Source organism: Streptomyces sp. NPDC042102 (genome assembly GCF_055582305.1).
Genome location: NZ_JBVJDL010000002.1, coordinates 922771 through 940872, shown reverse-complemented (window position 1 = coordinate 940872; position 18102 = coordinate 922771). Strand labels below are relative to the sequence as shown.

17 protein-coding genes are annotated in these 18102 nt (G+C 71.4%); 6 read left to right on the top strand and 11 right to left on the bottom strand.

Annotation, left to right across the window (positions count from 1 at the left end):
* Nucleotides 1-109 precede the first annotated feature (109 nt).
* Both ACZ6KO_RS12250 and ACZ6KO_RS12245 read left to right on the top strand, forming a co-directional pair.
* Complete coding sequence (locus tag ACZ6KO_RS12250; RefSeq protein ID WP_469303388.1) at nucleotides 110-520, top strand: ATP-binding protein; 411 nt, start codon at nucleotides 110-112, stop codon at nucleotides 518-520.
* A gap of 2 nt (nucleotides 521-522) precedes the next feature.
* Entirely contained in the window at nucleotides 523-720 is a 198-nt protein-coding gene (locus ACZ6KO_RS12245; protein WP_469303900.1) for a DUF7848 domain-containing protein, read from the top strand.
* A gap of 119 nt (nucleotides 721-839) precedes the next feature.
* Here the strand turns inward: ACZ6KO_RS12245 and ACZ6KO_RS12240 are convergent, their stop codons facing one another.
* The 10 genes from ACZ6KO_RS12240 to ACZ6KO_RS12195 all read right to left on the bottom strand — a co-directional run bounded on the left by ACZ6KO_RS12240 (nucleotide 840) and on the right by ACZ6KO_RS12195 (nucleotide 14170).
* Entirely contained in the window at nucleotides 840-2657 is a 1818-nt protein-coding gene (locus ACZ6KO_RS12240) for an IucA/IucC family protein (protein WP_469303386.1), read from the bottom strand.
* Nucleotides 2654-3286: a GNAT family N-acetyltransferase gene (locus tag ACZ6KO_RS12235; RefSeq protein ID WP_469303384.1), complete on the bottom strand. Its 633-nt coding sequence runs from the start codon at nucleotides 3284-3286 to the stop codon at nucleotides 2654-2656. Before ACZ6KO_RS12235 ends, ACZ6KO_RS12240 begins: the two co-directional genes overlap by 4 nt.
* On the bottom strand, nucleotides 3283-4593 hold the full coding sequence (locus ACZ6KO_RS12230; RefSeq protein ID WP_469303382.1) for a lysine N(6)-hydroxylase/L-ornithine N(5)-oxygenase family protein: 1311 nt from the start codon (nucleotides 4591-4593) through the stop codon (nucleotides 3283-3285). Before ACZ6KO_RS12230 ends, ACZ6KO_RS12235 begins: the two co-directional genes overlap by 4 nt.
* Nucleotides 4577-6058, bottom strand: a complete 1482-nt coding sequence (locus ACZ6KO_RS12225; protein ID WP_469303380.1) for a pyridoxal phosphate-dependent decarboxylase family protein — start codon at nucleotides 6056-6058, stop codon at nucleotides 4577-4579. Before ACZ6KO_RS12225 ends, ACZ6KO_RS12230 begins: the two co-directional genes overlap by 17 nt.
* Before the next feature lie 127 nt (nucleotides 6059-6185).
* Entirely contained in the window at nucleotides 6186-7094 is a 909-nt protein-coding gene (locus tag ACZ6KO_RS12220; RefSeq protein ID WP_469303379.1) for a siderophore-interacting protein, read from the bottom strand.
* Between the two features lie 32 nt (nucleotides 7095-7126).
* The gene (locus ACZ6KO_RS12215) at nucleotides 7127-8170 is read right to left on the bottom strand and encodes an ABC transporter substrate-binding protein (protein WP_469303377.1); all 1044 of its coding nucleotides are present in this window, start codon (nucleotides 8168-8170) and stop codon (nucleotides 7127-7129) included.
* Nucleotides 8171-8366: 196 nt separating this feature from the next.
* Nucleotides 8367-9527 (bottom strand): acyl-CoA dehydrogenase family protein, encoded by a 1161-nt coding sequence (locus ACZ6KO_RS12210; RefSeq protein ID WP_469303375.1) that lies wholly within the window; start codon nucleotides 9525-9527, stop codon nucleotides 8367-8369.
* A 7-nt stretch (nucleotides 9528-9534) separates the two neighbouring features.
* Complete coding sequence (locus ACZ6KO_RS12205; RefSeq protein WP_469303373.1) at nucleotides 9535-10476, bottom strand: hydroxymethylglutaryl-CoA lyase; 942 nt, start codon at nucleotides 10474-10476, stop codon at nucleotides 9535-9537.
* Nucleotides 10473-12530 (bottom strand): acetyl/propionyl/methylcrotonyl-CoA carboxylase subunit alpha, encoded by a 2058-nt coding sequence (locus ACZ6KO_RS12200; RefSeq protein ID WP_469303371.1) that lies wholly within the window; start codon nucleotides 12528-12530, stop codon nucleotides 10473-10475. The genes ACZ6KO_RS12205 and ACZ6KO_RS12200 overlap by 4 nt, the downstream gene beginning before the upstream one ends.
* Nucleotides 12531-12553: 23 nt before the next feature.
* Complete coding sequence (locus ACZ6KO_RS12195; RefSeq protein ID WP_469303369.1) at nucleotides 12554-14170, bottom strand: carboxyl transferase domain-containing protein; 1617 nt, start codon at nucleotides 14168-14170, stop codon at nucleotides 12554-12556.
* Between the two features lie 89 nt (nucleotides 14171-14259).
* Between ACZ6KO_RS12195 and ACZ6KO_RS12190 the strand changes: the two genes are divergently transcribed.
* Together ACZ6KO_RS12190 and ACZ6KO_RS12185 are read left to right on the top strand one after the other, a co-directional pair.
* The gene (locus ACZ6KO_RS12190; protein WP_469303367.1) at nucleotides 14260-14838 is read left to right on the top strand and encodes an SACE_7040 family transcriptional regulator; all 579 of its coding nucleotides are present in this window, start codon (nucleotides 14260-14262) and stop codon (nucleotides 14836-14838) included.
* 48 nt (nucleotides 14839-14886) lie between these two features.
* Nucleotides 14887-15687, top strand: a complete 801-nt coding sequence (locus ACZ6KO_RS12185) for a phosphatase (protein ID WP_469303365.1) — start codon at nucleotides 14887-14889, stop codon at nucleotides 15685-15687.
* Between the two features lie 68 nt (nucleotides 15688-15755).
* On the opposite strand, the gene ACZ6KO_RS12180 is transcribed toward ACZ6KO_RS12185, so the two are convergent.
* Complete coding sequence (locus ACZ6KO_RS12180; RefSeq protein WP_469303362.1) at nucleotides 15756-16622, bottom strand: SDR family NAD(P)-dependent oxidoreductase; 867 nt, start codon at nucleotides 16620-16622, stop codon at nucleotides 15756-15758.
* A gap of 79 nt (nucleotides 16623-16701) precedes the next feature.
* Here ACZ6KO_RS12180 and ACZ6KO_RS12175 point away from each other — a divergent pair, with 79 nt between their 5' ends.
* Together ACZ6KO_RS12175 and ACZ6KO_RS12170 are read left to right on the top strand one after the other, a co-directional pair.
* Nucleotides 16702-17163 carry a MarR family winged helix-turn-helix transcriptional regulator gene (locus ACZ6KO_RS12175; protein WP_469303360.1) on the top strand — a complete coding sequence of 154 codons (462 nt, stop codon included), beginning with the start codon at nucleotides 16702-16704 and terminating at the stop codon, nucleotides 17161-17163.
* A gap of 64 nt (nucleotides 17164-17227) precedes the next feature.
* Nucleotides 17228-18088 (top strand): DUF4253 domain-containing protein, encoded by an 861-nt coding sequence (locus ACZ6KO_RS12170; protein ID WP_469303358.1) that lies wholly within the window; start codon nucleotides 17228-17230, stop codon nucleotides 18086-18088.
* Nucleotides 18089-18102: the final 14 nt, after the last annotated feature.

Here is an 18102-nt window from a genome sequence, read left to right as displayed (position 1 = left end):
GGGCTTGGTCCTGGCATGAAGGACCCCCGCGACCGTGCGACCGGTCCGGGGGCGTGGTCAACGCTTACTCAAGGAGCGTCAACGTGCTGCATTTTATCGGGGTGTGCCGGTGAGCGGGTGTGAGCAGGGCGACGAGGTCGTGCGGCGGTGGCGGCGGGAGCCGCGGTGCGTGGGGCTCGCGCGGGAGGAACTGCGGGAGGCGCTCCTGCGGTGGGGGCTCCAGGAGGTCACCGATGACGCGCTGCTCGTGGCGTCCGAGCTGGTGACCAACGCCGTGCGGCACGCCGTCGCGCCCCGGGACCGGGAGATCGAGACCCGGTACGTGCGGCTCGCGCGGGGCGTGCGGGTGGAGGTGCACGACGCGTGCCCCGCGCGGCCCGTCCTCAAGGACGCGCAGTACGGGGACGGCGGGCGCGGGTTGTGGCTCGTGGCGGCGGTCGCGGACCGGTGGGCCGTCGGGGAGCGCGGCGGGCCCGGGAAGCGGGTGTGGGCCGAGGTGTCCGTGAAGGGGACGGGGTGAGCATGTGGCTGCTCACGGCCGACCGGAGCGGGAGCGGGGCCATCTACGAGGTCGAGTGCACCTCGTGTCATGAGGGGTCCGGGCCCGGGGACGAGGAGGGGGCCGCCGACGTGTGGGCGTTGCGGCACGCGCGTGGGACCGGGCACACCGGGTACCGGCGGATCGTCACCGATTTTCGGCGGGCTCTGAGGCCGCGATAGACGAAGCGCGGCGGGTCCGCGAAGAGGGCCAGTCAGGGCTTCGCGAACCCGCCGACGCGGGTGGGGACGGGCGTCCCGGCCGAGGGACCGTAGTCGGCCGGGACGGACCCGCCCCGCGATCACCGCCGCGCGTACGGCGCGACGGGGTTCTTGAGGTTGCCGATCAGCTGGAGCGCGGCAGAGGGGTCGGCCAGGTCGACCATCTGCTTGTTGTTGCGCAGCTGGAGGCGGTTGAGGCAGGACAGCTGGAACTCGTCCGCGAAGAGGTCGTAGCGCTCGAAGCGGTCCGAAAGGGCAGGGACCGTTGCCTGGTAGCCGTGGGCGCAGTCGGCCACCGCCTGCCAGAAGACGGACTCCTCGCAGATGCCCTCGGAGGCCAGGATCGAGCCCAGGAAGCGGAAGAAGCAGTCGAAGACGTCCGTGAAGATCGACAGGAGCTTCATGTCCTCCGGGATGTCCGCGCGGATGCGCTCCACCGCCGGCGGCAGGACCGCGTCCGGGTCCATGACGACGATCTCCTCGGCGATGTCCTTGAAGATCGCCCGCTGCACGACGCCGTCCTTGATGACCAGGATGGTGTTCTCGCCGTGCGGCATGTACGCGAGGTCGTACTGGTAGAAGCAGTGGAGCAGGGGGACCAGGTACGCGCGGAGGTACGGAGCCAGCCACTCCGCCGGCGTCAGGCCCGACTCCGCGATCAGGGCGCCCACGAAGGACTTGCCCTCGGAGTCCACGTGGAGGAGGGAGGCCATGGTGGCCAGCCGCTCGTCCTCGTCGCGCAGGAAGTTCACCGGGGACTCGCGCCAGAGCGCCGCCAGCATCTTGCGGTACGGCGAGTACCGGTCGGTCGCGCGCTCGTACTGCATGTGCCGGTAGCCGATGGCCGCCCGCTCGCGGATGATCGAGAAGTCGACCGACCGCAGCACCTCGTCCGACTCGATCAGGCGGTGCAGCCAGTCGTTGATCGCCGGGGTGGCCTCCATGTACGCGGCCGACAGGCCCCGCATGAAGCCCATGTTCAGGACGGAGATCGCCGTCTTGACGTAGTGCTTCGTCGGGGTCGTCGTGTTGAAGAACGTACGGATCGACTGCTGCGCCAGGTACGCGTCCTCGCCCTCGCCCAGCAGCACCAGGCGCCGGTTCGCGATCTCGGCCGCGAACGTGACCGTCGTCTTGTTCCACCACTGCCACGGGTGGATCGGCAGGTAGAGGTAGTCCGCCGGGTCCAGGCCCAGGGAGGACAGCTTCGCGGCGAAGGCCGCCACCGCCGCCTCGCCCAGCTCCTCGCGCAGGAACGAGTCGTGGTCCAGGCCCTCGCCCGCCGTGAAGGTGGTCACCGAGCGGTGCGCCGCCACCCACACCAGGTGGACGGCGGTGGCCGTCTCCGGGGCGTACGCGCGGTACTCGTGGACGCCGAAGCCGAGCCGGCCGTTGTTGGCCACAAAGCAGGGGTGGCCCTCGGTCATGCCCGTCTCGATGTCCTGGAAGGAGGACTTCGCGAGGACGGAGGAAGAGATCTGCGGCTTGGTGTACTTGTACGCCGAGCCCGCCAGCGTGGAGGAGATCTCCTCCAGGTAGACCGGCAGGACCTCCGCGCTCAGGCCCAGGGTGTCCTTCAGCTCGATGTGGAAGTCGAGCGCGTCCAGCGGACGATGCTCGCCGCCGACCGTCCGCGTGACCGAGGCCTCGTCGACCGCCCAGTGGTCCAGGGCGTGCCGGGCGGCGGTGAAACGGTACTCCACGCTGCCGTCGTCGCTGCGTACCGCGTACTGCCCGTTGCCGAGGTCGGCCGGGGTCAGCAGCCGCTCGTGGGAGAACTCGGCCAGCGCCTTGCGGACCATGGCCCGGTTCGCGCGGTCCCACAGCTCCGGGTCGAGGTGCCCGACCGCGTCGGAGAGCGTGTCGGAGAGGGAGAAGCGGGTTGTGTCGGCGGTCATATCGCCGCCTCCTGGCAGCTCGCGAAGATTCCGGTGGCGGCCTCGAACTGGGCACGGGTGCAGAAGCTGAGGAGGGCTTCCTTCTCCGGCTTCTGGACCGGCCGCTCCGGCACGAAGCCGACGACCTCGTTCAGGGCGTGGACGGCGGTGTTGTGCACGTCGGGCTCGACGACCACGCGCTGGGTCGCCGGCTCGGCGAACAGGGCCGCCATGACGGTCGTGATCACGGCGCGGGTGAAGCCGTGCAGCGGGGTGTCGCTCGGCGCGACGAGGAAGTGCATGCCGACGTCGCCCGGCTGGGCGTCGTAGAGGCCGACCAGCTCCAGCTGCGAGGGGTCGTAGCGCTCCATCAGGAAGGCGGGCTCGCCGTTGTGCAGACCGATGAACGCGTCGTGGTGCTCGTGCGCCGCGATGCGCATGTACTCGCGCTCGACGTCCGGGAGGGAGGCCTCCTGCATCATCCAGAACGCGGCCTTGGGGTGCGTCACCCAGCCGTGCAGCAGCTCGGCGTCCGCGAAGGGGTCCAGCGGCCGGACGGCGAAGGTGCCCAGTGCGTCGTCGGTGCGGCTGAAGCGCACGTCGGTGGTCTCGGTGGTCGCGTCGGACCCGGTGGTCTCGGTGGTGCTCATGCCAGGTTTCCCTCGGGGGCGGTGAACTGCTGGAAGGCGATGGACTTCTCGACCTTGTAGTACTCGCGGCCGAGCAGCTCCCCGACGATGTACGCGTTGCGGTACGCCGCCATGCCCAGGTCGGGCGAGGTGATGGAGTGGTTGTGCGTGGTGCCGTTCTGCAGGAAGACCGAGGTGCCGGCGGCGTCGACGGTGTAGTTGCGGGCCGCGTCCAGGCGCCCGCGGCCGTCGAAGTTCAGCCGCTCGCGGACCGGGTTCAGGAACTCCGGCACGTTGTACTTGTAGCCGGTGGCCAGCACCAGGCCCTCGGTGGTCAGGGAGAAGTCCCGCTCCTGCTCCTCCTGCCGCAGGCCGAGCGTGTAGGCGCCGGTCGAGGAGTCGTAGGCGGCGCTGTTCAGCGAGCTGTTGGTCAGCAGGTTCGTCGGGACGGCGCCCGGCATGGAGACCTTCTTCTGGTAGAGCAGGTCGAAGATGGCGTTGATCAGCTCGCCGTCGATGCCCTTGAAGAGGTTCTTCTGCTGGGTCTCCAGCCGGTAGCGGGTGTCCTCCGGCAGCGCGTGGAAGTAGTCCACGTACTCGGGGGAGGTCATCTCCAGGGTCAGCTTGGTGTACTCCAGCGGGAAGAACCGCGGGGAGCGGGTGACCCAGTTGAGCCGGTAGCCGTAGACGTCGATCTCGGCGAGCAGGTCGTAGTAGATCTCCGCCGCGCTCTGGCCGGAGCCGACCAGGGTGATGGACTTCTTCTTCTGCAGCTCCGCCTTGTTCTGCATGTAGGCGGAGTTGTGGACGAAGTCGCCGCCCAGGCCCTGGCAGGCCGGCGGGGCGTACGGCTGGGTGCCGGTGCCCAGCACCAGCCGGCGGGCGCGGTAGGTCTCGCCTGCGTCGGTGGAGACCAGGTACAGCCCGGCCTGCTCGTCGTACGTCACCTCGGTCACGGAGGTGGAGTACAGGACGTTCTCGAGGCGGTCGGCGGCCCAGCGGCAGTAGTCGTTGTACTCCGTGCGCAGCGGGTAGAAGTTCTCCCGGATGTAGAAGGAGTACAGCCGGTCCTGGTCCTTGAGGTAGTTCAGGAACGAGAACGGCGAGGTCGGGTCCGCCAGCGTCACCAGGTCCGACATGAACGGCGTCTGGAGGTGGGCGCCGTCCAGGAACATGCCCGCGTGCCACTCGAAGTGCGGCTTCGACTCGATGAAGAGCCCGCTCAGCTCGTCGATCGGCGCGGTCAGGCAGGCGAGCCCCAGGTTGAAGGGGCCGAGGCCGATACCGATGAAGTCGAGCTCTCGGCGGGGGTCACGAGGCGTGGACAAGGGATTCTCCCAGGAACTGCTCGGCGTGGGACGCGAGGAGGTCGAGGACGGCGCGCAGGTCGGCCGTCGTGGTCTGCGGGTTGAGGAGGGTGAATTTCAGGTACTGGCGGCCGTCCACCTTGGTGCCGGCGACCACCGCGTCGCCGGAGGCGAACAGGGCCTTGCGGGCGTGCAGGTTGGCCTCGTCCACCAGCTCGGGGCGTACGTCGCCCTCGGGGACGTAGCGGAAGACCAGGGTCGAGATCTGCGGGCGGACCACGACCTCGTAGCGCGCGTCGGCGGCGATGACGTCGTAGCCCTCGGCGGCCAGGTCGATGACCTCGTCGAAGAGCTGCCCGATGCCGTCGGCGCCCATGACGCGCAGGGTCATCCAGAGCTTGAGCGCGTCGAAGCGGCGCGTGGTCTGGATGGACTTGTCGACCTGGTTGGGGATGCGCTCCTCGGCCATGCGGCGCGGGTTGAGGTAGTCCGCGTGGTACGTGGCGTGCTTGAGGGTGTCGCGGTCGCGCACCAGCATGGCGGAGGAGGACACGGGCTGGAAGAAGGACTTGTGGTAGTCCACCGTGACCGAGTCGGCCAGCTCGATGCCGTCCAGCAGGTGGCGGCGGGTGGGGGAGACCAGCAGTCCGCAGCCGTACGCGGCGTCCACGTGCATCCAGGCGGAGTGCTCGGCGGCCAGGCGGGCGATCTCGGGGAGCGGGTCGATGGACCCGAAGTCGGTGGTGCCGGCGGTGGCGACGACGGCCATCGGGAAGAGGCCGTCGCGCTCGCAGTTCTCCAGCTCCAGGGCCAGGGCGGCGGTGTCCATGCGGCGGTTGCGGTCCGCGGGGATGGAGATGACGGCCTCGTAGCCCAGGCCCAGCATGGCGGCGGACTTCTGCACGGAGAAGTGGCTGCACTCGGAGGTGAAGATGCGCAGCTTCGGCAGCACCTCGGACTTGGGCAGCTCGCGCTCGCTGTTCTTCATCACGGTCCGGCAGGCCTCGTCACGGGCCAGCAGCAGGGCGTGGAAGTTGGACTGGCTGCCGCCGGAGGTGAAGATGCCGTCCGCGCCGGGGCCGAGGCCGATGCGCTGGGCGGTCCAGTCGATGAGGCGGCGCTCGATGAGCGTGCCGCCGATGGACTGGTCCCAGGTGTCCAGGGAGGAGTTGACGGCGGAGAGGATCGCCTCGCCCAGCACGGCGGGGATGACGACCGGGCAGTTGAGGTGGCCGAGGTAGCGCGGGTGGTGGAAGTACACCGCGTCGCGCAGGTAGACCTCTTCCAGTTCGTCGAGGGCGGCCGCCGGGTCGGCCAGCGGCCGGTCCAGGTCGATCCCGGCGATGACCGGGGCGAGTTCGTCGACGGATATGCCCGTGTGGGGCTTGTCGGTGGACGCGAGCTTGGCGGCCACGCGTTCGACGCCCTCGGTGACGGATCGCCGGTAGCGGTCAGCGGTCGTCTCATTGAGCAGATGCGAACGCATCAACAGTTCCTCCGGGCAGGGAAGAGTGGGGCGGGAGTTACTTGGATTAGGTTAGCCTAACCTTACTTGATGAACAAATGACGAAGAGCCCCGGTACAAACCGGGGCTCTTCGTCCTAAAGATACCTCTACAGCTCGGAGTTGGAGTCCTCGCTGGGCGCCTTGCCCGCGTAGGCCTCCGCCAACAGCTGTTCCTCGCTCGCTCCGAGGCGCCAGTAACCGGTGAATCGCACCGCGCGCCGGTCGAAGTGACGTTCCTGCACGACGTGGCGGCGCACCGCGCGGACGGTGCCGGCCTCGCCCGCGATCCAGCCGTACGGCGTGCCCGCGTCCGGGAAGGCCGCCCCGCGCAGGGCGGCCAGGACCTGCTCGGTGCGCCCGGGGCCGGAGCCCTCGCGCACGATCCAGGTGATGTCGGCGTCCGCGCGGGTGGCGAGCTCCAGCCGGTCGTCCGCGTGCGGGACCTCGAAGAAGGCCTTGACCGGAAGGCCGGCGTCCAGCCGTTCCAGGATCGCCGCCGCCGCCGGCAGCGCGGTCTCGTCGGCGTACATCACGAGCGCGTCGGTCCCGGCGGGCGGCTGGAACCGGACGGACTTGTTCGCGGCGACGGCCGGACCGATCGCCATGATGCGGTGGCCGGCGGAGGCCCGCCCCGCCCAGTGGGAGGCCGGTGACGCATCGCCGTGCAGGACGAAGTCGATGTCGACCTCGACGGTGCCGTCGGTGCCGTCGGTGGTGCGGCGCTGCTCGCGCACGGTGTACGAGCGCATCACCGGGCGCTCCTCGTCCGGGACGCCCCGCCAGGCGGCGAACCAGGTGTCCTCGTCCGTGGACGGCAGGACGGTGTGCTCCTGGTGGGGCAGCGGGAGGAAGAGCGAGAGGCTCTGGTCGTAGCCGCCCGAGCGGAAGTCCGCGAGGGACTCACCGCCGAACGTGACCCGCAGGAAGGAGTGGCCCAGGCGCCGGGTGCGGAGCACCTCCAGCTCGAAGAAGCGGAAGTGGGCGACGGCCGGGGCGTCGGATGCGGAGACGGTCATGCGGTGAGTTCCCCCGAGTGCGGTTGGAGCGGTCAGCCGACCTTCTTGGCGTTCTGGATGGCCTTGGCGAGGTCCTCGAGGATCTGGGCGCACTTGGCGTACGAGTAGATCGGCTCGGTCACGCGCGGGGTGACCTGGCCGGCCTTGACGGCGGGCAGCTCGGCCCAGGTCGGCTTGTCCTTCAGCTGCTCCGGCTGCAGGGTGGCCGTGCGGTTGTCGAGGAGGATGACGTCGGCCTTGTACTTGCCGGCGTTCTCCCAGCTGAGGCTCTCGAAGAAGCCGCCGGCGTCCAGCTTGTCCTGCTCCGGGGTGACGAACTCGACGCCCAGGGTCTCGAAGTACTTCAGGTCGGCCGAGGTCTTCGGGGTGGAGACGTAGAAGAGCTGGTCCGAGCCGGAGCCGACGAGCACCTTGACGCCCGGGTTGGCCTTGGTGGCCTCGCGGACCTTGGCGGCGGCGGCCTCGAAGCGGGCCTTGGCGTCCACGGTGGACTTGGCGTTCAGGTCGGCGCCCAGGGCCTGCGCGAGCTCGGCGGTGCGCTGCAGGGACTTGTCGAGGGTGGCGTCGCCGCCGGTGGAGATCGCGGCGGCCGGGGCCAGCTTCAGGATCTTGTCCTTGGAGGCCTCCGGGACGTACCAGTACGTGCCGTCCCAGGTGTTGGTGACCAGCAGCTCGGGCTGGAGGGCGGCGTACTTCTCGACGTTGAACTCGTCGTAGACGTTGCCGAGGATCTCGACCTTGGAGATGTCCATCGAGCCGGCCTGGATGTCGGGCTTGCCGTCGGCCGTCTTGGTCGGGCCGAACACGCCCTTGACCGGCACGCCGTAGTCGTGCAGCGCGGCCGCGGTGCCGGTGAACGCGACGATGTTCTTCGGCTTGGCCTTCAGGCTGATGTCCTTGCCCAGGTCGTCCTTGAACGTCCAGGGGCCCGAGGCCGCCGCGCCCTTGTCCTTGGCGTCCGCGTCGGCCTTCTTGTCGGAGCCACCGCAGGCGGTGAGCGTCGCGACGAGGCCGAGGGCGCCGCCGGCCGCGATCAGACCGCGGCGGGTGAGGAGGGAACTGCGGGACTTGGGCATGTCGGTGTCCGTTTTCGTGCGTGCCGGGCGGCCACTGGGCCGTTCGGAGGGAAGGTTAGCCTAACCTTGGCCGAAAACGATAAGGGGGCCCTAAGTTTTTTTCGGGCCACCTCGCACCGACCGCTCGCCGACCGGCGAAATCCGGCCATCCGGGCGCCGGGTGGTGCACCCCGGCGCCCGACCGTGCACCGTACGCCTAGCCGGCGAAGCCCAGCTCGCGGGCGATCAGCATGCGCTGCACCTCGCTGGTGCCCTCGCCGATCTCCAGGATCTTGGAATCGCGCCACATCCGGGCCACCGGGTACTCGTTCATGAACCCGTACCCGCCGTGGATCTGCGTGGCCTCACGGGCGTTGTCCACGGCCACCGTCGAGGAGTACAGCTTCGCGATCGCCGCCTCCTTCTTGAACGGCTCACCGAGGACCAGCCGGGAGGCCGCGTCGCGCCAGCCGATGCGGGCCATGTGGGCGCGCATCTCCATGTCGGCCAGCTTGAACTGGATGGCCTGGTTGTCGCCGATGGCCTTCCCGAAGGCGTGCCGTTCCTTCGCGTACTTCACCGACTCGTCCACACAGCCCTGCGCAAGGCCCGTGGCGAGCGCGGAGATGGCGATCCGGCCCTCGTCCAGGATCCGCAGGAACTGCGCGTAGCCGCGGCCCTCCTCGCCCACCAGGTTCGCCAGCGGGACCCGTACGCCGTCGAAGGACAGCTCGCGGGTGTCCGAGGCGTTCCAGCCGACCTTGGAGTACGGGGCGGCCACCGTGAAGCCGGGGGTGCCCGACGGCACGATGATCGAGGAGATCAGCGGACGGCCGTCCTCGGTACGGCCCGTCACGGCCGTGACCGTGACCAGCCCGGTGATGTCCGTACCGGAGTTGGTGATGAAGCACTTCGAGCCGTTGATCACCCACTCGTCGCCGTCCTTGACGGCGGTGGTGCGGGTCCCGCCGGCGTCGGAGCCCGCGCCCGGCTCGGTCAGGCCGAACGCGCCCAGCACCTCGCCGGAGCACATCTTCGGCAGCCACTGCCGCTTCTGCTCCTCGGAACCGAAGCGGTAGATCGGCATCGCGCCGAGCGAGACGCCGGCCTCCAGGGTGATGGCGACCGAGGAGTCGACCCGGGCGAGCTCCTCCAGGGCGATGCCGAGGGCGAGGTAGTCGCCGCCCATGCCGCCGTACTCCTCCGGGAACGGCAGGCCGAACAGGCCCATGCGGCCCATCTCGCGGACGATCTCGTACGGGAACTCGTGCCGCTCGTAGAAGTCGCCGATCTTCGGAGCGACGACGTCGTGCGCGAACTCCTCGACGGTGCGACGGAGTTCCTCGTGCTCGGGGGTGAGCCGGTGGTCGAGGGACATGGGTCTCTTACTCCTTGTGGGAGAGGGCGCGGACGGTGCGGGACGGGCTGGGACGGCCCAGCCGCTCGGCCATCCACACGCTCGTGGCGGTGAGGGCGGCCAGGTCGACCCCGGTCTCGATGCCGAGGCCGTCGAGCATCCACACCAGGTCCTCGGTGGCGAGGTTCCCGGTGGCGCTCTTGGCGTAGGGGCAGCCGCCGAGGCCGCCGGCGGAGGCGTCGACGGTGGTGACGCCGTGCTGGAGGGCGGCCAGGGTGTTGGACAGGGCCTGGCCGTAGGTGTCGTGGAAGTGCACGCCGATCCGGTCGGTGCCCACGCCCTGCTCGTTGAGGCTGCTCAGCAGCTCCTGGACGTGCCCGGGGGTGGCGACGCCGATGGTGTCGCCCAGGCTCAGTTCGTCGCAGCCGAGGTCGATCAGCGCCTTGGCGACCCGGACCACCTGGTGGACCGGGACCGGGCCCTCCCAGGGGTCGCCGAAGCACATGGACAGGTAGCCGCGGACGTGCACCGGTCCGCCGGCGGACTGCTTGGCCCGGGCGACCACCGGCTCGAACATCGCGAGGGACTCGTCGACCGTGCGGTTGAGGTTGCGGGCGGCGAAGGTCTCGGTGGCGGAGCCGAAGACGGCGATCCGGGTCACCCCCTGGGCCAGCGCCCGCTCCAGACCCCGCTCGTTGGGCACGAGCACCGGCAGGTCCGCCCGTACGTCGGCCAGGAGCGGCAGCAGCTGCTCGGCGTCGGCGAGCTGCGGGACCCACTTGGGGTGCACGAAGCTGGTCGCCTCGATGGTGGTCAGCCCGGCGGCGGCCAGCCGGTGGATGAACTCGGCCTTCACCTCGACGGGGACGACCGACTTCTCGTTCTGCAGGCCGTCGCGGGCGCCGACCTCATGGATACGGACCCGGGCCGGCAGCTCGGGGGCGGGCACGGTCATGGGCAGGCCGGTCATGCGCCCTCCTCGTCCTCGTCCGGGGTGACCACGGCCAGCACCTGGTCCATGGCGACGGTCGTGCCGGGGGTCACGTCGAGCTCGCTGACGGTGCCGGCGTGCGGGGCGGAGATGACGTGCTCCATCTTCATCGCCTCGACGACGAGCAGGCTCTGACCGGCGCTCACCCGGTCGCCGACGGCGACCTTCACGACGGTGACGGTGCCCGGCATGGGGGCGGCGAGCGTGTCGGCGCCGCCGCCGGCCGCGCCCTTGGCGGTGACGGGGTCGTGCCGCTGGACGTGCCAGCTGTCGCCGTCCCGGCCCAGCCAGATCCCCTCAGGGGAGGCGGCGTGGGCGAAGCGGTGCGTGACGCCGTCGAGTTCGACGGTGACCGCGTCCGCGGTGAACGCGACGATCCGGCCACGGGCCGGTGCGGCCGGACGGTCGGCGCCGTCCGCCAGGAGCAGTTCGGTGTCCGCACCGAGTGTCCGGGTCCGGAGCTCGACCGGGTCCCGGCCCGGGAGGCGTACGTGGTGGACCGTCCAGGCGGGTACGCCGCCCAGGCGCCAGCCGTTGCCGGCGTCGAAGGGATCGACCCACGTGTCCGGCCCGTCCGGCGTTCGAGGACCGAGGTCCGGGGCGGAGCCCCGGTGGCCACGCAGCCCCCGGTCGGCCAGCAGCGCGGCGGTGGCGTACACCTCCGGCGGCACACCCTCCGGCAGCAGCCCCTCCAGGTCGCGCTCGACCAGACCGGTGTCGAGGTCACCGGAGACCACGTCCGGATGGGCCAGCAGCCGCCGCAGGAACCCGGCGTTGGTCTGGACGCCCAGGATCACCGTGTCGGCCAGCGCCGCCCGCAGCATCCGCAGCGCACTGGCCCGGTCCGGCCCGTGGACGATGACCTTCGACAGCATCGGGTCGTACGTAGACCCCACCGGCACACCCGCCGTCAGGCCCGAGTCGGTACGCACCGGGCCGCCGTCCGGCTCGGACAGGGCCAGGACCGTACCGCCGGACGGCAGGAACCCGCGGGCCGGGTCCTCCGCGCAGACACGGGCCTCGATCGCGTGCCCGGTGAGCGTGACGTCGTCCTGGGAGAAGCCGAGGGACTCGCCCGCCGCCACCCACAGCTGCTGCTCCACCAGGTCCAGCCCGGTGATCAGCTCCGTCACCGGGTGCTCGACCTGGAGGCGGGTGTTCATCTCCATGAAGTAGTACGAGGACGGGTCCCCGCCCGGGACGATGAACTCCACCGTGCCCGCGCCGACGTACCCGCACGAGCGGGCCGCGTCCACCGCCGCCGCGCCCATCGCCGCACGCGTCTTCTCGTCCAGCAGGACGCTCGGCGCCTCCTCGACGACCTTCTGGTGGCGGCGCTGCAGCGAGCACTCGCGCTCGCCCAGGTGGACCACGTTGCCGTGGGCGTCGGCGAGCACCTGGATCTCGATGTGGCGCGGCCGGTCGATCCACCGCTCCACCAGCAGCGTGTCGTCGCCGAACGAGGAGCGGGCCTCGCGGCGCGCCGCCGCGATCTCGTCCGCCAGCAGGCCGGCGTCGCGCACCAGCCGCATGCCCTTGCCGCCGCCGCCCGCCGAGGGCTTCAGCAGCACCGGCATGCCGATCTCCTCGGCGGCCGCGACCAGTTCCGCGTCCGTCAGGCCGCTGCCCGAGGAGCCGGGCACCACGGGCACGCCCGCCGCCTTCACCGTCTCCTTGGCGCGGATCTTGTCCCCCATCAGGGAGATCGCGGAGGCGGGCGGCCCGATGAAGGCCAGCCCGGCCTCGGCGCAGGCGGCCGCGAAGGCCGCGTTCTCCGCCAGGAAGCCGTAGCCCGGGTGGATCGCCTGCGCTCCCGTACGCCGGGCCGCGTCGATCAGCTTCGGCACCGACAGGTAGCTCTCGGCGGCCGCCGCCGGGCCGATCCGGACGGCCGTGTCGGCCTCCCGCACGTGCCGGGCGTCGGCGTCCGCGTCGCTGAAGACGGCCACCGACCGTACGCCCAGCGCCCGCAGCGTGCGGATGACGCGGACCGCGATCTCGCCTCGGTTGGCGACCAGAACAGTCGTGAACATCGAAGAGGTCCTCACGTCACACGTCACATTCGGAAGATGCCGAAGCCGGGCTCACCCAGCGGGGCGTTGGCGCACGCGGTCAGGGCGAGCCCCACCACCTGCCGGGTCTCCAGCGGGTCGATGACCCCGTCGTCCCACAGCCGGGCGGTGGCGTAGTACGCGTTGCCCTGCTCGTCGTACTGCGCCCGGATCGGCGCCTTGAAGGCGTCCTCCTCCTCGGCCGCCCACTCCTGCCCGGCGCCCTCGATCTGGTCGCGCTTGACCGTGGCCAGCACGGAGGCGGCCTGCTCGCCGCCCATCACGGAGATCTTGGCGTTGGGCCACATCCACAGGAAGCGGGGCGAGTACGCCCGCCCGCACATCGAGTAGTTGCCCGCGCCGTAGGAGCCGCCGACGACCACGGTCAGCTTCGGGACCCGGGTGCAGGCCACGGCCGTGACCATCTTCGCGCCGTGCTTGGCGATGCCGCCCGCCTCGTAGTCGCGGCCGACCATGAAGCCGGAGATGTTCTGGAGGAAGAGGAGGGGGATGCCGCGCTGGTCGCACAGTTCGATGAAGTGCGCGCCCTTCTGGGCGGACTCGGAGAAGAGGATGCCGTTGTTGGCGACGATCCCCACCGGGTGGCCGTGGATCCGGGCGAACCCGGTGACCAGGGTCGTGCCGAACTCGGACTTGAACTCCTGGAAGCGGGAGCCGTCCACGAGCCGCGCGATGATCTCGCGGGCGTCGTAGGGGGTGCGCGAGTCGACCGGGACGGCGCCGTAGAGCCCGTACGGGTCCACCTTCGGCTCCTCGGGCGCCTCGACCTTCCAGGGCAGCGCCCCGCGCGCGGGCAGGGTCGCCACGATGTTCCGTACGATCCGCAGCGCGTGCGCGTCGTCCTCCGCGAGGTGGTCGGTCACGCCGGAGATCCGGGAGTGGACCTCGCCGCCGCCGAGCTCCTCGGCCGTGACGACCTCGCCGGTGGCGGCCTTCACCAGCGGCGGGCCGCCCAGGAAGATCGTGCCCTGGCCGCGGACGATGACGGCCTCGTCGCTCATCGCCGGCACGTACGCGCCGCCCGCGGTGCAGGAGCCGAGCACGGCGGCGATCTGCGGGATGCCGGCGCCGGACATCCGGGCCTGGTTGTAGAAGATGCGGCCGAAGTGCTCGCGGTCGGGGAAGACCTCGTCCTGCATGGGCAGGAAGGCGCCGCCGGAGTCGACGAGGTAGAGGCAGGGGAGCCTGTTCTCCAGCGCGACCTCCTGGGCGCGCAGGTGCTTCTTGACCGTCATCGGGTAGTAGGTGCCGCCCTTGACGGTGGCGTCGTTCGCGACGACCACGCACTCGCGGCCGCTGACCCGCCCGATGCCGGCGATCACACCGGCCGCCGGGGCGGCGCCCCCGTACATGCCCTCGGCGGCCAGCGGGGCCAGCTCCAGGAAGGGCGAGCCGGGGTCGAGGAGGGTGTCGACACGGTCGCGGGGGAGCAGCTTCCCGCGGGCCGTGTGGCGGGCGCGGGCCTTCTCCCCGCCCCCCTCGCGGGCCGCCGCGAGCCGGGCGCGCAGGCCCTCCGCGAGCTCCTGGTGGGCGGCCTCGTTGGTCCGCCAGGCCTCGGACGCCGGATCGGCGGCGCTGTGAAGCACTGGTGCCTGCTGCATCGCTCGAGCTCCCTTGCTCGGTTAATGAGCGTTAACGCGTACACGGCCAGGTTAACGACCGCTAACGGCCCTGTCTAGAATGGATTCCCATGAGCACTTCAGCGGCCGCCCCCACCCGTCGCGAGCAGATCCTCAGCGAGGCTGCCCGCCTCTTCGCCGAGCGCGGATTCCACGGCGTGGGCGTGGACGAGATAGGGGCCGCGGTGGGCATCAGCGGCCCCGGCCTGTACCGGCACTTCGCGGGCAAGGACGCGATGCTGGCCGAGCTGCTGGTCGGCATCAGCGAGCGGCTGCTGACCGGCGGCCGCCGCCGCGTGGCCGAGGCCGCGGGCGGCCCGGCGGCCGTCCTGTCCTCCCTGATCGACGGCCACATCGACTTCGCGCTCGACGACCGGGCGCTGATCACCGTGCACGACCGCGAGCTGGACCGGCTGCGCGAGGCCGACCGCAAACTGGTGCGCCAGCTCCAGCGGCAGTACGTCGAGCTGTGGGTGGAGGTCGTACGGGAGCTGCACCCCGAGGTGCCGGAGGCGGAGACCCGGGTCGCGGTGCACGCGGTCTTCGGCCTGCTGAACTCGACCCCGCACCTGGGGTCGCTGGGGCGGGCGGCGACGGAGTCGCTGCTGCGCCGGCTGGCGCACGGATCCTTTGCCGCGCTGTCCGGTTGATGGGACGGCAGGCCGCGCCCCGGGCGCGGCGACGGCAGAATATGCATCATGCCGATAGAGCCGATTGAGACGTCCGTACCCAGCCGCGCCGAACTCGTCGACCACCTGGTCCGCACTCGGATCGCGGGGCAGGTCGCCACCCCGCGGGAGAACAACCTCTCCCACTACCGCAAGCTCGCGAACGGCGACCGCCACTACTGGCTCGGCCTGGAGCTCGGCGACCGCTGGACGGACGAGCAGGACGTCCTCGCGGTCATGGCCGAGCGGGTCGGCGTCGTGGACGACCCCTCCCACCGCTTCGGCCAGGACACCATCGACCCGGAGCTCACGGCCGACGGTCTGGAGCGGATGGCGGCGCGCCTGCGCAAGGCCGCGCTGGACCAGCAGAGCGTGCTGTTCGCCACGGGTCACCCGGGTGGGCTCCTGGACGTCCACCGCGCGACCGCGGCCGCGCTGCGGGCCGCCGGCTGCGAGATCGTGGTGATCCCGCGCGGCCTGACCGCCGACGAGGGCTCGGTGTGGCAGGTCGCCGACGTCGCCGTCCAGGAGCGGGGCGCGACGCTGTGGCACACCCACTCGCCGGAGCCGATGGCCGCGATCCTCGACGGCCTGGCCGCCGAGAACCGTCCGCAGCCCGATCTGGTCGTCGCCGACCACGGCTGGGCGGGCTGCGCGGCCCAGCGGGGCCTGGACGCCGTCGGCTACGCCGACTGCAACGACCCCGCCCTGTTCATCGGTGAGGTGGAGGGCACCCTCCAGGTCGCGGTCCCGCTGGACGACCACGTGCGCGACCCGCGCTTCTACGACCCGATGGTGGCGTACCTGCTGTCGGCGGCGGGCCTGCTGTAGGCCCGCCCCGCGGGCCTCCGGCACGACGCCGGCGGCCCGGGGGCCTTGGCCGTGGCTGCCTCATGGCACTAGCCGAGCCAGGCGGTCATCTCGGTCTGTACGGCCGAGCCGTCGAGGTCCGTGAGCTTGCGGGCCACGAAGTCGCGGGCCCAGTCGGAGGTCTGGATCCGGAACGGCATCGTCTCGGCGGTCAGTGCCTCGACGACCGGCGCCGCGGCCTGCTCCGGGGTCTGGGCGGTGTCCGCCCCGAACACCGCCAGGACGTGGTCGATGTAGCCCTGGAGCGCCGGGGCGTACGGCCCGGCCGCCGCGAGCAGGGCCGGGATGTCGAGGCCGACGTTGTTGACGAACTCGCTGGAGACGGCGCCCGGTTCGACGACGGCCACCTGGACGCCCGCGGACGCGGCGACCGGGGCGAGGGCCTCCATGAAGCCCTCGACGGCGAACTTCGCCGCGCAGTAGGACTCGTTGAACGGCTGGCCGACGATGCCGCCGACGCTGGTCACGGTGATGACCCGGCCGCCCGAGGCGCGCAGGTGGGGGAGCGCGGCCCGGGTGAGTTCGGCGACGCCGAAGAAGTTGACCTCCATGACCTCCCGCAGCTTGTCCATGCCGTGCTGCTCGATGGTGCCGACGAAGCCGGCGCCCGCGTTGTTCACGACCGCGTCGAGGTGGCCGTGTTCGGCGACGACCTCGGCCACGCAGGCGGCGACGGAGTCCGCGTCGGTCACGTCCAGCCGTTTGACCTGCACGAGGTCGCTGACCCCGGCCTCCTCGGCAGCCTTGAGGAGGGCGTCGGCCCGGCCGGTGTCGCGCATGGTGGCGATGGCCAGCCAGCCCGCCCTGGCGGCGGCGACCGCGGCGGCCAGGCCGATGCCGGAGGAGGTGCCGGTGATGAGGACGGTCTTGGTGGTCCCGGTGCTGTTCGTGGTCATGGAAGACTCCCTAGATTTGTGCGTGCACACACACATTAACTTTGTGTGCGTGTGCACGCAACCCGGGTATCCTCGTGTCATGGCGCACGACGAACTCAACCTGGACGGCCTCACCCCGCGCGACCACGCCTTCTACGGGCTGGTCTGGGCCGGCACCACGCTCACCGCACGCGTCGACCAGGCCCTCACGCGCCGCCACGACCTTCCGTTGTCGTGGTTCGAGGTCATGCTGTGGCTGAGCGTCCGGCGCGAGCCGGTCGCCCCCTCCGAGCTGGGTGCCAGGACCCTGCTCAGCCGCAGCCAGGTCTCCCGGGTCGCCGACGCCCTGCGGGCCCGCGGCCTGGTCGAGCGGGTTCCCTCCCCGACGGACGCCCGGTCCGTGGGGATCGCCCTCACCGAGGCCGGCCGCCGCGCGTTCGCCGAGGCCGACGCCACCCGCCGCGAAGCCCTGGCCGAGGTGTTCGACGACCGTCTCGACGACGCGGACATAGCCGCGCTGGAGTCGGTCTGGGCCAAGCTCAAGGCGAAGCCCGGGCACTAAGGCGTGTCGTCACGGTCCGTGCGGCGCGCGGGCGTTGTCAGTGGCGGCCGTTAGCGTCGAAGGCGTGACGAATCCGCCGAAGGAACAGAACCCGCTGTCGGTCCTGGCCGACGACCCGCACGGCCGGTCCCTGGACCTGGAGTTGCCGCCGGGCACGCTCCTGGCGCGCCCCGGCGGGCGGCGGTGGCCGCGCAGCCGCCGCGAGCCGCTGCTGTGGGTGTCCGACGCGCCCGTGGGCGTCGGCGCGCTCGCCGCCGCCCGCAGCCCCGCCCTGGCGGCCGCCGGCCTCCAGGCGGTGCTGTTCCAGGAGCGGCGCGGCCTGGAGAGCTGGTGGACCCGCGACGAGCTGAGCCCCGCCTCCATGTCCGACCCCGACGACCACCATGTCGAGCCGGTCCTGCGCACGTGGTGGGCCGGGGTCGTGCCCGACCCCGAGGAGGGCGAGGGGCCCGACGGCGCGGGGCTCATAGCCCCCTTCGGCCGCGACTGGCCCGGGCTCGCGGAGCACGGGGCCGCGGGGGAGGAGGACCCGGACGGGGCGGCCGTCGCCCTGGCCGACGAGCTGATCCGGGACGGCGCCCTGCCGAGCCCCCGGCTGGCGCTGATACCCGCCGGCCGGGGCGCCGACGTACCCACCGCGATGGGCTGGCGCGGGCCGGTGAACCATGTCGCCGACACGGCTCTGATCAGCACCGTCCTGCGTTCCTGGGAGGACCGCTTCGGCGCCCGCGTCGTCGCCCTCGGCTTCGACGAACTCCACGTGTCGGTGGCGGCCCCGCCCCGGACGACGGCCGGGGCGCTCCCGGTCGCCGCCGAGCACTTCGCCTTCTGCCCCGACAACGTCTGGCAGGGCTCCGGCAGCGTGCGGGCGTACGCGGACGAGGCCGTCGCGGGTTCCGGGTACTGGGGCTTCTGGTGGGACTGAGGGACGGGGCGGCT

What these genes read in the sequence shown, in the direction of transcription:
- ACZ6KO_RS12245 (WP_469303900.1), top strand. Translation starts at nt 523, where the DNA reads ATGTGGCTGCTCACGGCCGACCGGAGCGGGAGCGGGGCCATCTACGAG.
- ACZ6KO_RS12240 (WP_469303386.1), bottom strand. Translation starts at nt 2,657, where the DNA reads ATGACCGCCGACACAACCCGCTTCTCCCTCTCCGACACGCTCTCCGAC.
- ACZ6KO_RS12235 (WP_469303384.1), bottom strand. Translation starts at nt 3,286, where the DNA reads ATGAGCACCACCGAGACCACCGGGTCCGACGCGACCACCGAGACCACC.
- ACZ6KO_RS12225 (WP_469303380.1), bottom strand. Translation starts at nt 6,058, where the DNA reads ATGCGTTCGCATCTGCTCAATGAGACGACCGCTGACCGCTACCGGCGA.
- ACZ6KO_RS12220 (WP_469303379.1), bottom strand. Translation starts at nt 7,094, where the DNA reads ATGACCGTCTCCGCATCCGACGCCCCGGCCGTCGCCCACTTCCGCTTC.
- ACZ6KO_RS12215 (WP_469303377.1), bottom strand. Translation starts at nt 8,170, where the DNA reads ATGCCCAAGTCCCGCAGTTCCCTCCTCACCCGCCGCGGTCTGATCGCG.
- ACZ6KO_RS12210 (WP_469303375.1), bottom strand. Translation starts at nt 9,527, where the DNA reads ATGTCCCTCGACCACCGGCTCACCCCCGAGCACGAGGAACTCCGTCGC.
- ACZ6KO_RS12205 (WP_469303373.1), bottom strand. Translation starts at nt 10,476, where the DNA reads ATGACCGGCCTGCCCATGACCGTGCCCGCCCCCGAGCTGCCGGCCCGG.
- ACZ6KO_RS12200 (WP_469303371.1), bottom strand. Translation starts at nt 12,530, where the DNA reads ATGTTCACGACTGTTCTGGTCGCCAACCGAGGCGAGATCGCGGTCCGC.
- ACZ6KO_RS12195 (WP_469303369.1), bottom strand. Translation starts at nt 14,170, where the DNA reads ATGCAGCAGGCACCAGTGCTTCACAGCGCCGCCGATCCGGCGTCCGAG.
- ACZ6KO_RS12190 (WP_469303367.1), top strand. Translation starts at nt 14,260, where the DNA reads ATGAGCACTTCAGCGGCCGCCCCCACCCGTCGCGAGCAGATCCTCAGC.
- ACZ6KO_RS12185 (WP_469303365.1), top strand. Translation starts at nt 14,887, where the DNA reads ATGCCGATAGAGCCGATTGAGACGTCCGTACCCAGCCGCGCCGAACTC.
- ACZ6KO_RS12180 (WP_469303362.1), bottom strand. Translation starts at nt 16,622, where the DNA reads ATGACCACGAACAGCACCGGGACCACCAAGACCGTCCTCATCACCGGC.
- ACZ6KO_RS12175 (WP_469303360.1), top strand. Translation starts at nt 16,702, where the DNA reads ATGGCGCACGACGAACTCAACCTGGACGGCCTCACCCCGCGCGACCAC.